Below are 13,172 nucleotides of genomic sequence, written 5' to 3'. Positions count from 1 at the left end.
AGGATCGATTTGATGACAGATTTGGGATTGCTATCACAAGAAGATTACTTTATAGCCTTTGAAGGATTTGCAGAAACGAGACTGCCAGGAACAGCATTGCGTATTTCTATACGCGGCAGCGAGAATGAAACAGACTTGCTCTTGAACCTTCCCGGCACAGTGGATAGATGGCATATTGATTTCCGTTCATATGCCACGTATTCCGTAACTTCCGAAGATTTCACAAGAATGTCTGACTCTGACACAGCACATGCTTATCGCATTCATCAACAGTCTGATCTTCTCACTTATTTGGAGAATCGGACGAATTTGAAGCAACGGGAAAGACAAGAAGAAATCAGCTACCAGCATTTCTCTTTCGCCTGTATGGAACATCAATTGGATATAATTTCTTCCGAATCGCCGATTATTCAATTACTTGGCACGAATTAGAAGACTGCATTAGCTCAAAAAAACCACCTGGAGATCAATCCCTAGGTGGTTTTCGCAATACTCAACATCTCGTTTCACTTCAGCCGCTATGCCCCATGCCTTTCATTTTCTTGCCTTTCCCTTTTTTCTCGCAGCGTTTCCCGGCTTGCATGCGCTTCTTGTGCTTGCCGCCTTTGCTTTTGTTCTGGCTCGATGCCATCAAAAACCCAAGGCCGGTCATCATAAGCGGTAGCATCACGATGAGCTCAATCGGGACAATGGGCCGGTAGACGGTTTTTTCCGCCGTCACGTCGTAGATGCCGATGGGTTTGACTGAGAACGATCCGCCTGCCCCTTCCCCGTGGCCGCCTTCGAATTCCTCGAAGCCTGGCGATTCTGCATCTTTGTCTTCTCGTTCGTAGCCGCCGCCAGCACCCGCACCGACGCTATACCTGATTCTCGCTACTGGAATGATGGTCCTGCCCTGCATCTCGATCGGGTCGCCGTATACGAGCGACACATCACGCGCACTTGAAAACTTTTCGAAAATCGGACGTACCGGAGACGATTGGAACGGAATCATTTCTTTTTCATCCATGTTCTACACTCCTTTTTTGACGATGAATTCTCATGGCCAAGGCAGCAGTAATAGCAAGCGGCATAGATCCGCACTGTCGATTGTTAGTATATACATTCGCCCCGCCCGCCACTAACCCTCTAATTATTTCGGGGAGTAATATATTTGGTAGATTAGAGTACTCTCAAAATTCTACAATTGATTTTCAAAGTGCTAAACACATTCATAAGCTTGACTTTTTAATAGCCATAAAGCCTAATAAAATATATTTCCCCGAGCTGTCTAAGTGTTTGGAGAAGCGTCCGCTCGTAACCCCTTCTGCTCAATAATGCTGCGCATTACTTTCGCAAAGATAATGTCTCCCGTAGGTCGACCTTATCTTTCCTGTGGATCAGCGAGACGACCGAGACCCCGCAGGGAATGAATGCGCGAAGCAACGCTGAGCGCATTCATTTGCGGTGCTTGAGCATAGCGAAAGTAGAGCAAACCGAGGAGGCTTGGGCGTGAGCCCACGGAAAGCGAGCGGTAAGCTGCGGAAAACACGACTTCCAACCACTACTATCAAAAAAAAACGCCTGGATTTATCTCCAGGCGTTTTTGGCTAAAATATTCTTCTTTTCCATAGAGAGACGGCGATCACAAGCATCAAAATGGCGGACAGGACCAGTGTCGTAATCCATGAACCGGGCTCCTGCCCAGAAATAGGCAACGCCACGTTCATGCCGAAAAAGCTGAAGATCAAGGTCGGAAGGGTTAAAAATACCGTGAAAAGGGTCAAGGTTTTCATCGTGTTGTTCAATTCATTCGATATGAGCGAAGAATACGATCCCGTAATGCTGTCCAAGATTCTGGTATACAGCTCGGTCGTTTCAATTCCTTGGTTGTTTTCGATTTTCACATCTTCCAACAAGTCTTCATCGTCTTCGTACAATTTGATGGAATGCGTCCGGAACAGCTTCGTGATGACATCTCCATTCGCTTTTAATGATGTCAGGAAGTACACCAAGCTTTTCTCGATCTCCATGATCTTATAGAGTTGCTTGTTCGTTAAAGACTCCTTCAAATTGCTTTCGATTTTGAGGCGCTGTTTGTTCAGCTTCTTCAACTTCATTATGTACTGGGTAGAAATCGACAACAACACTTCAAGTGCAAAGCGATTTTTCATCGACGTATTCACGTTTTTCTTGAGGACGTTTTCTACTGAGTTCGTCGCTTGGCTGCAAATGGTGACGATGAAATCTCCCCCTAAAATGATGCCGATGGGGATTGTAATATAAGAGTCGAGCTGCGGGCTGTTGTCATCGACAATCGGAAGATCGTTAATGATCAATGTACAATTTGTCTCTTCGTCATATTCAATCCGTGCGCTTTCTTCTAAATCCAATGGGTCTTCTAAAAATTCGATGGGAATATTGAAGCGTTCTACTATTCCCTTGATTTCCTCTTGTGAAGGCGCCACCATATTGATCCAACTATTCTTCTCGAAGGTATCAATTGTTTGTAAATCTCCGCCAGCAGAGGTTTTATGTATTGTAATCATGCTCGATCCCCCTTTTCTTTCTATCTGAAAGCCTCGCTTATCTAGAAACTTCCTATGATTGCAGTTACAGCGATTTTACTTCCAGACCTTTACGAGTTTACCCGAATTAGCTACAAATCTAACTTTTTTGAAAAGCTGCCGTTTCATTTTAGATTCTCTTGAGTAGAATGAAACACCATCAGCCAGCCATACATACAATTTCAGACAAATCAAAAGCTGTTTGGATTTTTTCTCCAAACAGCTTTTGATCTTCAAATATGTGCGATTGCTTCAAAGGTGACGGCATGCTGAGCGTTCTTTGGGTATTGGCCGTATTCGTAATTGGACGACACGATGATGTCTTCGAAGCCTTGGCTGCCAAGCAGAAGCTTGAATTCCTCGACGCCGTACCAGCGCATCGGGAAGCGTTCGAGTTCGGTTTGGATCAGCTTGCCGCCTTGCCATTTCTCGTAGCGGTTATGCGACACGGAACATTGCTTGATCCAATCGACTTCGACGGTCTTGCTCTCGAGCGTGATCACTTCGCCGGCTTTCGTCTGCCAGGTCCGTGTTCTCGGCCGGTCGATCTCGAAGCCTTGCGGAACATACAAATCGACGAGCAGACGGCCGCCCGGTGCCAGGTGCTTGCGGAAATTCTTCAAGGCTTTGATTGCCTGTTCGCGCCCCGCAAGCAACTGGAACGTTCCCGCTGGTAAAATGATGGCGTCATATTCGACGTCAATGCGGAAAGTTTCCATATCCGCTTCGAATAATTTTGGATGCAAGCCGCGTTCTTTGCAATGCGCGCGGCAAATATCGAGCATTTCGGACGAACTGTCGAAGCCGTCGATGTGAAGGCCGTCTTCTAGAAGCGGCACGAGCAATCGGCCGGTCCCTGTAGCAGGTTCTAAAATACGCCCTTCATTCCCGGCTAGGCGCTCCCTGTAGAACTCGACGTCGCCGAACGATTTGCCGATCGGCTTATCGAGGTCATATACTTCCGCAGATAACGAACTATAATAGCTGAGCATGACATCCCCCTCTTTCGTTTAAGAAAGTATGAACAATCCGACGAGCGCCAAGACCAGGTTCGGCAAAGCGAACAGCACGAGATTTTTCACTTTGGCGTTGCGCGCCTGCTGTGCCCGGCGGCGTTCCGAACTCGTGTTGAATGAAGATTTCACTTGCTTGCCTGCTGTGATGGACGAGATGACCGCCCAGACAAGCGCGATAACTGCAACTGCACCCGCGATCGGGAACAAGAGCGCCCAGTCATCTGCTAGGAAAGCGATAAGTGCGATAAGGCCTGACACGAGAAGGCCGAGTAGAAAGTGCTTCATAATAGTATTCCTCCTGTATTTCTAGTTTCCTTCTTATTTTACTAAATGAGGAAGGCTGTGGGAAACATTGCGCAAAAAAAGATGTGTGAACTTCATGAGTCTTTTTCTGTTTGGTCGAGAAAATTAGAAACCCGTATTTTCCGAAGCTTATCGCTCGCTTTCCGTGGGCTCGCGCGCAAGCCTCCTCAGTCGCCTTGCGCCTTGCGGGGTCTCGGTCGTCTCGCTAGTCCACAGGAGTCGAGCGAACACTTCTCCAAATACTGAGATACAATATTGATTTTTGAATGTAGAAGGGTGCTCTCAATTTTATTCATAACGAATCATGATCTTCTCCAACACTCTGAAAAGTATAGGTGAGTTTCATTCGCCTTTTTCAGATGGCCATTCCGATTTCAGCATGCCGTAGACGACACTGTCGACAAAGTGATCGTAAAGCCATTCTCCCTGGCGAATGGTACCTTCTTCCGTGAAGCCGAGACGGATCGGGATGTTGCGGCTTTTCTGGTTGCCGACCGCTGCGCGGATCTCGACTTTATTGAGCCCGCGCTCCGTTAGCGCATAATCCGTCAGCGCCTTTGCGACTCGCGTCATGATGCCTTTTCCCTGGTATTCCGTGTCGAGCCAATAGCCGATATAGGCCGTCTGTTTCGCTTCATTGATTTCGTTGAAGCCGGCGATTCCTGCCAGTTCGCCGCGGTAGACAATCGCGCAATTCAAGCTTTTGCCGAGGGCGAAACTTTCAGCCCCCGACTGGATGAAATTTTTCGTATCCTCTACGGTTTTCGTGTGATCGAGCCACGGCAGCCATTCTTTCAGTGCAGCACGCGAACGGTCGGTCAATTCAAAAATCCGTTCCGCATCTTGCGTCTCGACCAATTTCAACGCCAACTCTTCATCAATCTTATGTGTAAACATCCCGCTCCCCCCCTTTTTTTGAATTATCCATAAGCGTAGCATATCTAGCATCTTACAAGAATATATTTTTGTAACTTAAAAAGACGCAATTTTCAGTCTTATAGCGTAAACTGGAAGAAAAGAAAGCGAACGGAGTGAACGCTTATGTTCAGGCTCTTTATTGTCCTCGTCGCTTTGATGGTCGTGCTCATCATCCTTTGCCTTGTGCTGTTTTTCATTCGCCATAAACCTCATAAACTGCCACCTCCCCACCACGAAGCTCAGTTATTGAAAGAGCGCTTTTCGCGCGGCGAGTTGTCGGAAGACGAGTTCCGCAAGCGCATGAAAGAACTTGAGCAGAAGCCGGGGCTGCGCAAAAACGGATAGAATTTACTAGCCTTTGTTTAATTTTCTGCCAGTCGGGAAATCCAAGGAATAAGCGAATGAACATAATTCTTATAGGAGGTTTTACGGAATGGTAGAACATGCAAAACACGCAGAATTGTCCAAGACGCTCCATGACTGCATGGTGGCGTGCAACCATTGTTTCGATGCTTGCCTGAAAGAAGACGATGTGAAAATGATGGCCGAGTGCATCCGGCTCGACCGCGAATGCGCCGACATGTGTGCTTATTTGGCACAAGCCATTGAACGCAACTCGCCGTTTGTCTCACAACTCGCGAAAGTATGCGCGGAGATTTGTGAAGCATGCGGAAACGAATGCAAACAACATGACCATGAGCATTGCCAAAAATGCGCGGAAGCTTGCCTGAAATGCGCAGAAGCTTGCAGACAAGTGGCATAAGAGACATGCGTCCGGCTGATCTGCCGGGCGTTTTTTCATGGGAGAAATGAGGGGACATGATGACAAAACGCATATTGGTCGTCGGCGCCGGCATCGGCGGATTGACGGCCGGATCCTTGCTGGCAAAAGAAGGTTATGAAGTGACCGTGCTCGAAGCTGCTGCAGAACTCGGCGGCTGCGCCGGAAAATACAAGCGCCATCCGTATTTATTTCCAGTCGGTGCGACGCTCGGCATGGGACTCGAGCCCGGCGGCATTCATGAACGCGTCTTCCGCCACCTCGAAAAACCGATGGAACTCAAACCGCTCGAGCGAGTGATGGAGATGGTCCATCCGACTGGCACTTTCGTTTTCCATAAAGACCGCAGAAAGCATGTACGGGAACTTGCCGACCATTTTCCAGAGCACAAAACTGCCATTCTGTCGTTCTATGCAGAATTATACCGGACGGCGCGCATCACCCGCACTTTGATGGGGCCGCTGCCTGCGCTGCCGCCTGCCAATGCGCGGGAATGGGCGGCGCTCACGAAAGTCTTGCGACCAGTTCATTTGCGCTTGTTGCCGAAATTTCAGCTGACACTTGGCAAAGTGTTGAAAAAGCACGGCCTCCACGAACTCGAAGCGTTCCGCCATGTGCTCGACGGGCTATTGATCGACAGCATGCAGACGACAACGGAAGACGTCTCGTATCTGCTTGCGGCAGTGGCGCTCGATATTTACCATGAAGGGGCATATTACGTTCCGGGCGGCTTGTACCGCTTTGCGGAATTAATGGCGGAAAGCATTCAAGAAAATGGCGGCAAGGTGAAAAAGCCGCGCACCGTACAGACGCTCGAATATAAAGACGGTGTTTGGCATGCCAGCGACCAGCGCGGCAATCACTATGAAGCGGATGCCGTCGTCTTCAATGCGCCGATCCAGTTGTTAACCGAGCTAGTGCCCGCTGAGCATCATCACCGCTTAAAGCGCCCGCTGCAAGAAGGCATCGAAGGCGAAACTTGGACGACTTTAACTTTGTACTTAGCGATCGATGCAGAGAAACTCCCAGAGCCGCTCCCTGAATTCCGCCAGCTTTCAAGCGGCGCTGCCATGGACGAAGGGCATCATTTTTTCATGTCGGCATCACGCATGGATGACCGGCTGCGTGCGCCCGAAGGCTTCCAGACTGTGACCATCTCAACGCATTCGAAGCCGCAGCAGTGGCACTCGCAGGAGGATTATGAAGCGATGCGCACCGGGCTTTCGGAGCGCATGCTCGACTTGATCGAGCAGCATATCCCGGGATTCCGCTCGGCAATCGTCCATTTTGAAAGCGGCGCGCCGCTTGCTTGGCAACATTATACCGGACGGCCGAACGGCTATGTCGGCGGCTTCGCGCAGACTTTGGATGCGGCATTGTTCAATTCCATTTCGCATCACAGCGGATTGCCTGGGCTGTATTTGACAGGCGACCACATCTTCCCGGGCGGCGGCACGATCGGCGTCGCCGCAAGTGGCATCCACTGCGCACGCTCAATTTCCGGAAAAGCTTTGCTGACGTAAAAAACACCCGCCCTCAGATTTGAGGGCGGGTGTTGATCGTTTGTCATGCTAGGCTTCCATTAGATAAGGTATTCACTCATTACCGCTTACTGCACTTGCCCCGCATTCAAGATTTGTGTCCAGTTTTCACCGGCATCCTGCGTCTCCCATGCATGGCCTTTGGCTGTATAAATTGCCAGCTGCTCTGGGTTCTCCGGATGCTGCGCGAGGTAGACAACACCGTCTTCTGTCATATCCGGCAAGGAAATCTCTTGCTCGTCGCCTGACAGATCGCGTTTTACAAGTTTTGCTTCTTCGCTGTACGTGCCGTAATAAAGCGCGTCTTCACTGAAGAATGCAGCGGTTCCGAGTTCGCCTTCCGTGATGCGCGTGAAGCTCTCGCCGCCGTCTTCAGACAAGAAAATCCCCTGGTTCGACGCTGCTGCGATCATCATCGAATCATCGGGATGCATCGCAAGATAGGTCACTTTTCCCTCAAGCCCTTCTGCTGCTGTCTGCTGCCAAGACTCTCCGGCATCGTCGCTGCGGTGGAAGCCAGTTTCCATTTCGGAGTTGGCTTGCGGATTGAAGACGAATAAATTATTCGTATTGTAGCCGACTGCCATTTCATGAAAATCCGTTTCTCCTTCAAATCCGAGGTCATCGAAGGTTTCTCCCCCATCATCGCTGCGTTTGATGCCGAGCGGATTTTGCATGCCGGATTGCATATCTGGATGCCCTGACGATACAAAACCAGTCGCCGTGGCGTTAAAGCCCATGAAATCATGGTATTGATCTTCTATTTCTGTCCAGTTTCCATCGCGATTCACTTTCAAGCCGTGATGCGAGGCGAAATACAATCCGCCGTTTTCTTCGATATAACCCATGCCATGGACATGGTCCATCATGCCGTCAAACGGGACTTCAAGCTCCATTGCCGCACTATCCACTGCTGAAGCTGTTTCGGTTTCCTCAGCTGATTCAGGTGCCGCGTCGGTTGAATCTTCTGTTTCCTCTTGAGCCGTTTCTGCGCTACAAGCTGAAATGAACAGCCCGGCTGCCATGACCGGCCATAACCAGTTCTTTTTCATCGCTCGATCTTCCTCTCTGTTGTGCTATTTCTATAGTTTCATGGTCCGCATAAAAGGTCAACTAATTGCGCAAAATGATGCATCTTTGTCACAAAACACATACTCCGCCACGTATCGGGTATGTGGCAAGTAGAACAAGATTTTCAGGAAATGAGGGAATTGCATGATTAGGAAAAAACTCATGATGGGCAGCGCATCACTCGCAGCAGCCCTGACACTTGCCGCGTGCGGAGGCGAGGAAGCTGATAATTCATCCGCTCCCGAAGAACAAGCCGAAACGACCAACGAAGCAGGTGAAGTGCTCGAAGAGATCGATGACCCAGAAGAGCGCGAAGAAAGCGATGGCCATGAAGGCATGGACCACTCGAGCGATGGCGAAGTGCCAGACAAGTTGATGGAAGCCGATAATCCAACCTATGCCGTTGGGGATACGGCGACCATCCAAGCAAATCATATGCCTGGCATGGATGGCGCCACAGCAACCATCGCCGGTGCGTATGACACGACTGCCTACAGCGTCAGCTACACGCCAACTGACGGAGGCGCACCGGTCGAAAACCATAAATGGGTCATTCACGAAGAACTCGAAGACGCACCAGATACCCCTTACGCTGAAGGCGATGCCGTCACACTCGACGCCGAGCATATGGAAGGCATGAAAGGCGCAAGCGCAGCGGTCGACAGCGCTGAAGAAACGACCGTGTACATGGTCGATTTCGAAAATACCGAAACCGGAGAATCAGTCACCAACCATAAATGGGTTACAGAAAGCGAATTAGCCGCTGAGTAATGAAAAGAACGCCTGGGATTTTCATCCAGGCGTTTTTTTATTGGATGAAAAAGCGATATCTCTACGGCATACAGTCACTTCCTTAATAAATTCTCTGCGAAACCGTGGGTTAAGCATGTCCGCCCCCATCACGCTGGTTCTAGGTTCGCTTTTTCTTCAGCGCAATCATTAAGTTTCAAGGCAGCCATTCAGGGAATAAAACTACGTAAACTCTTAATTTTTTCCAGAAGGAAGGCACAAATTATGAAGGAATTTATCGGATTACTGAAGTTCGGCACGAAATCGGCTTTGTGGGCAGCTATTGTAAACACAGTGGTCGCCATCATAAAAACCGCCGCTTACCTCATTACCGGCAACGTCGCGATGTTTGCAGAAATGATGCATAGTTACGGCGATGCTGCTAACCAATTTTTTGTTTTTATAGGTTCTGCACTCAGCAAAAAAGAGCCTACAGAACGGTTTCCGGGCGGATTTGGCCGGCTAGTGAACCTTGTTTTATTAGGTGCGGTCCTGGTAGTCGGGGTGCTTGCCTATGAAACGATTGTTGAGGGAATCCATCACATTTCAGATGCCACACATTCCGAGGATTGGTTTTGGCTTAATATCGGTGTCTTAGGAACAGCTGCTATGCTTGAAGCCGCCGTTCTTTATAAAGCAATGAAAGAAATCACGGAGCATTTACCGAAAGATCAAGTTAGTGGATTTAAGATCATTCCAATGAGTTATAAGCATGCCAAAGAAGCAAAACCGGCCACCAAACTGGTCTTTCTAGAAGACAATGTGGCAGTCGGCGGAGCCTTATTGGCGTTATTGGCTATTGTTATTTCCACCTATACACCATTTCATAGCGCAACTGGCTATGCCTCCATCATCATCGGGATTTCGCTTATTGTAGTCGTCGGCCGAATTTTCCTCGACAATGCAGCCGGCGTTCTCGGAGTTGCGGATCTCGGGCTGCAGGCTCGCATCGGCAGCAAAATCATGGAGCACCCGCAAATAAGCGATATTCAAGATTTATATGCCATTAAAGAAGGAGATAGCCTTCATATCGAAATCAAGGTGGAAGTAGATCCGTCAATGACGATCGAAGAAGCAGACGATATCCGGGATTATATTGAGCAAAGGCTCAAAGAAAAGATAAAGAATGTCACAGACGTCATCATTGAATTTGACAAGGATGACGGGAAAGTCACTTGGACCAAACCGCAGGAGTAAGGAATAATCGCTTCCTGAGATGGCACGTCTGAAAAGCCGACCGTTGAATGGGTTAAGTTTGTTGGTTTGTTTAACGGATCGAGATATCTGATACTTCATTCTTCGAGCTGTTTGAAGAAAACTATAGAATATGATGCACTTCCACAATTCACTTTAAAACTGAAGAAACAATCTTACGCTCTAAAACTAAAGACGAAGTGGAGGGGGCTGACGCCTGTGGGACCGCGCGAATGAATAAGTGAAGGGGAGCTGAGCTTATTCATTTGCGACATATCTGCTTGCAGATATGTCGCAGGCTTTTTTTCTTTGGCACGTTGGCCGGGCACCCGCCCCATCTTCGGGCAGCTGAAAGCGCGACGTCCTGTCGCATCAGCTGCATGACTCACACCCTGCGAGCCTCAAGCAGCCCCCCGCAACGCAGTCTAATAGCACAAGCTATTCTACTTACTTCTCTTAAAAGATTTGACACCATATCGCAGAGCATACAATCGAAGCAAAAAAACCGCCAGGAAAATTCCTGGCGGTTTCATTTTCTTCATCAGGCCGTGTTTGCGGCCTGATTTTTCTTGCGTGCATTCATGTAATTCAAGGCGAAGATCCCGAGGACGATGATTAGGCCGATCGTATCCGTCAAGGTTTCGGGGAAGATCGTCATCAATGCCCCGATGCCGAGCAGGATTCGCGTCACGACATTCATGCGTGTCTGGAAATAGCCTTCTGCCGCAGCACTCAGTGCGATGATGCCGATAATCGCCGTGATGGTGATCATAATGATTTCGAGTATCGGCGGCAAGGCGAATTCTGTCGCGTTGACAGCTACATCTGTCGTATCGATCATCAGCATCGCTGGATTGTAGACAAACAGATACGGAATGATGAACCCGGCAATCGCAAGCTTCAAGGCATTGAAGCCGGTTCGCATCGGATCCCCGCCGGACACCCCGGCACCCGCAAAGGCGGCCAGTGCGACAGGAGGCGTGATGTTCGCGAAAATCCCGAAGTAGAACACGAACAAATGCGCAACGAGAACCGGGATGCCGAATTCAGCAAGCGCCGGTGCTGTCATGGTCGCTGTGATGATGTACGCCGGGATGGACGGCAAGCCCATGCCAAGCACGATCGATGCGAGCATCGTCAGGAACAAAGTCCAGAACAGGGATCCTGCACCGAACGCCGTGATGGCAGAAGTCATGACCGTCCCGAAGCTTGTCAGGCTGACGACGCCGATGATGATTCCGACGACCGCACAGGCGATCATGACGGAAAGCGATTGGCGCGCGCCGTTTTCAAGCGCTTCGAGGATATCGCGTACGCCCATGCGCGTCGATTTGCGGAATGCCGCAACGACTACTGTCAGGACGATTGTGTAGAAAGCGGCATAAGCGATCGGCATGCCGGTGTAGAGCATGAACACAAGCCCTACGATCGGCAATAGCAAATGCCCTTTTTCTTTCAATACTTCTTTCGTGCGCGGCAAGTCAGCTTTCGGAATGCCGCGTAAGCTGTCTTTGCCGGCGCGGAAATGGACTTGCATGATGACCCCGAGGAAATACAGGACCGCTGGCAAGAGTGCAGCAAGCGCAATCGTGCCGTAGGCGATGCCTGTCGTCTCGGCCATGATGAAGGCACTGGCCCCCATGATCGGCGGCAATATTTGCCCGCCGACCGAAGCACTCGCTTCGACGGCGCCTGCGAAGTTTTTATTGTAGCCGATTTTTTTCATTAAGGGGATGGTGAATGCACCGGTTCCAACGACGTTGGCGATTGCGGAACCGTTGATGCTTCCCATGAATCCGGACGAGATGACCGCTACTTTCGCTGGCCCACCTTGCTTGGATCCGGCTAGCGCCATCGCCAAGTCGTTGAACAATTGGCCCATCCCCGATTTCGCAAGGAATGCGCCAAACAGGATGAACAGGAAGATGAATTGCAAGGAAGCGGAAATCGCTGTCGAATACAAACCTTCCGTTTTCAAATAAAGCTGTCCGAAAATATCGCCGAGGTCAAATGGGCGTGTCATGAGCATATCCGGCATCCACAAGAAATGGCTGATGAACGGATAGACCAGGAACACGAGCGCGAGAATCGGCAGGATGATGCCGGTTACACGGCGCGCCGCTTCGAGAACCAAGACAACGGTCGCGATGGCCATAATGATATCGAGCGTATTCGGAATCCCGCCGCGCGTCGTCATGATCGCTTCGTATTCATAGATCAAATACCCAGCGGTCGCCAAGCTGAATAAGAACAAAATCCAGTCATAGAATGGGATGCGCGTCTTGTCCTGCTTTTTGAATGCAGGATAGACCAGGAACACAAGCCCCATCCCGACTGCTACGTGAATCGAGCGCGCCTGAAGTGCAGGCAGCGGATTGAATGTCACCCATAGGTGATAAAGGGAATATGCGATGGCGATCGCTGCAATGGCAAAGACGATATTGCGGCTGCGCAATTTGCGGACTTTGGCGTCCACATCGTATTTCTCCAGCACTTCCTGGTTAAGGTTTTTGTCTTCTTCGTGCGCCGAGACGCTCTCAACATCTAAATCCCGGTTGTCTTTGGTCATAATGTCTTCCCTCCTACATAATTCCATAAATGAATATAGTCGACCGAAATCTGGAATGTTTCATAATCATCGGCTAAGGCGTGCAGCGGGATTTCCCGGCCGCCTGTACGTATGACGGTCTGGGCATTTTCCGAAACAGTCAAATTCAGTTCTTCGAATTCCCGGTCGATCTGCATATGGACGAATCCGTCATCTGACGGCAAAATCGTGCCATCTGACGGCACCCCTGCCCCGAATGTCTTGAAATGGGTTTCCGTTAACAGCAGCGTCTGTCCGTTGCGTTCGTAGTATTCGCGCCATTCCTCTTTTTCGACCGAATGGATCCACGATAATTCGAACGCCTCTTCCTTCAAATAAAACCGCTCGCCACCCGTTTCAAAGGCAATGACCGGCAGTTTTATCAGCAGGAAAAAAAGGAGCACCGCAATGAATGCTCCTCCCCCC

General features: G+C 49.7%; 14 protein-coding genes. 6 read left to right on the top strand and 8 right to left on the bottom strand.

The genetic code is table 11. The features are described 5' to 3' along the window. Window positions 1–12: 12 nt before the first annotated feature. Window positions 13–432, top strand: a complete 420-nt coding sequence (locus M1Q06_RS03245; RefSeq protein ID WP_101189555.1) for a hypothetical protein — start codon at window positions 13–15, stop codon at window positions 430–432. A gap of 79 nt (window positions 433–511) precedes the next feature. On the opposite strand, the gene M1Q06_RS03240 is transcribed toward M1Q06_RS03245, so the two are convergent. From M1Q06_RS03240 to M1Q06_RS03220, 5 genes are all read right to left on the bottom strand, one after another. Then, window positions 512–1,009 (bottom strand): GerW family sporulation protein, encoded by a 498-nt coding sequence (locus M1Q06_RS03240; protein ID WP_101189554.1) that lies wholly within the window; start codon window positions 1,007–1,009, stop codon window positions 512–514. A 580-nt stretch (window positions 1,010–1,589) separates the two neighbouring features. Continuing rightward, a complete protein-coding gene (locus tag M1Q06_RS03235) occupies window positions 1,590–2,528 on the bottom strand; it encodes a magnesium transporter CorA family protein (protein WP_434401528.1) in 939 nt (312 codons plus the stop codon). Window positions 2,529–2,779: 251 nt separating this feature from the next. Then, complete coding sequence (locus tag M1Q06_RS03230; protein WP_058381724.1) at window positions 2,780–3,538, bottom strand: class I SAM-dependent methyltransferase; 759 nt, start codon at window positions 3,536–3,538, stop codon at window positions 2,780–2,782. Window positions 3,539–3,556: 18 nt separating this feature from the next. After that, complete coding sequence (locus M1Q06_RS03225) at window positions 3,557–3,847, bottom strand: DUF5316 family protein (RefSeq protein WP_211653266.1); 291 nt, start codon at window positions 3,845–3,847, stop codon at window positions 3,557–3,559. Window positions 3,848–4,207: 360 nt separating this feature from the next. Then, window positions 4,208–4,762, bottom strand: a complete 555-nt coding sequence (locus M1Q06_RS03220) for a GNAT family N-acetyltransferase (RefSeq protein WP_404336481.1) — start codon at window positions 4,760–4,762, stop codon at window positions 4,208–4,210. 144 nt (window positions 4,763–4,906) lie between these two features. On the opposite strand from M1Q06_RS03220, the gene M1Q06_RS03215 reads away from it, so the two are divergent. From M1Q06_RS03215 to M1Q06_RS03205, 3 genes are all read left to right on the top strand, one after another. Continuing rightward, window positions 4,907–5,128, top strand: a complete 222-nt coding sequence (locus tag M1Q06_RS03215; protein ID WP_068872156.1) for a hypothetical protein — start codon at window positions 4,907–4,909, stop codon at window positions 5,126–5,128. An 88-nt stretch (window positions 5,129–5,216) separates the two neighbouring features. Then, window positions 5,217–5,546, top strand: coding sequence for a four-helix bundle copper-binding protein (locus M1Q06_RS03210; RefSeq protein ID WP_101189549.1), 330 nt, complete (start codon window positions 5,217–5,219; stop codon window positions 5,544–5,546). Window positions 5,547–5,605: 59 nt separating this feature from the next. Then, window positions 5,606–7,087 (top strand): phytoene desaturase family protein, encoded by a 1,482-nt coding sequence (locus M1Q06_RS03205; RefSeq protein ID WP_434401525.1) that lies wholly within the window; start codon window positions 5,606–5,608, stop codon window positions 7,085–7,087. 86 nt (window positions 7,088–7,173) lie between these two features. Here the strand turns inward: M1Q06_RS03205 and M1Q06_RS03200 are convergent, their stop codons facing one another. Next, window positions 7,174–8,157, bottom strand: a complete 984-nt coding sequence (locus M1Q06_RS03200; RefSeq protein ID WP_434401523.1) for a F510_1955 family glycosylhydrolase — start codon at window positions 8,155–8,157, stop codon at window positions 7,174–7,176. 163 nt (window positions 8,158–8,320) lie between these two features. Between M1Q06_RS03200 and M1Q06_RS03195 the strand changes: the two genes are divergently transcribed. Both M1Q06_RS03195 and M1Q06_RS03190 read left to right on the top strand, forming a co-directional pair. Beyond that, window positions 8,321–8,947 (top strand): YdhK family protein, encoded by a 627-nt coding sequence (locus M1Q06_RS03195; RefSeq protein ID WP_434401521.1) that lies wholly within the window; start codon window positions 8,321–8,323, stop codon window positions 8,945–8,947. A 243-nt stretch (window positions 8,948–9,190) separates the two neighbouring features. After that, window positions 9,191–10,162: a cation diffusion facilitator family transporter gene (locus tag M1Q06_RS03190; protein WP_434401519.1), complete on the top strand. Its 972-nt coding sequence runs from the start codon at window positions 9,191–9,193 to the stop codon at window positions 10,160–10,162. A gap of 538 nt (window positions 10,163–10,700) precedes the next feature. On the opposite strand, the gene M1Q06_RS03185 is transcribed toward M1Q06_RS03190, so the two are convergent. Beyond that, window positions 10,701–12,728 (bottom strand): TRAP transporter permease, encoded by a 2,028-nt coding sequence (locus M1Q06_RS03185; protein WP_434401517.1) that lies wholly within the window; start codon window positions 12,726–12,728, stop codon window positions 10,701–10,703. Then, window positions 12,725–13,150 (bottom strand): DUF1850 domain-containing protein, encoded by a 426-nt coding sequence (locus tag M1Q06_RS03180; RefSeq protein WP_241663155.1) that lies wholly within the window; start codon window positions 13,148–13,150, stop codon window positions 12,725–12,727. The genes M1Q06_RS03185 and M1Q06_RS03180 overlap by 4 nt, the downstream gene beginning before the upstream one ends. Window positions 13,151–13,172 lie beyond the last annotated feature (22 nt).

Source organism: Planococcus sp. 11815 (genome assembly GCF_051096385.1).
GTDB classification, from domain to species: Bacteria; Bacillota; Bacilli; order Bacillales_A; family Planococcaceae; genus Planococcus; species Planococcus citreus.
The sequence above is the reverse complement of the archived record's forward strand: the minus strand, read 5'-3'. Positions and strand labels throughout refer to the sequence as shown.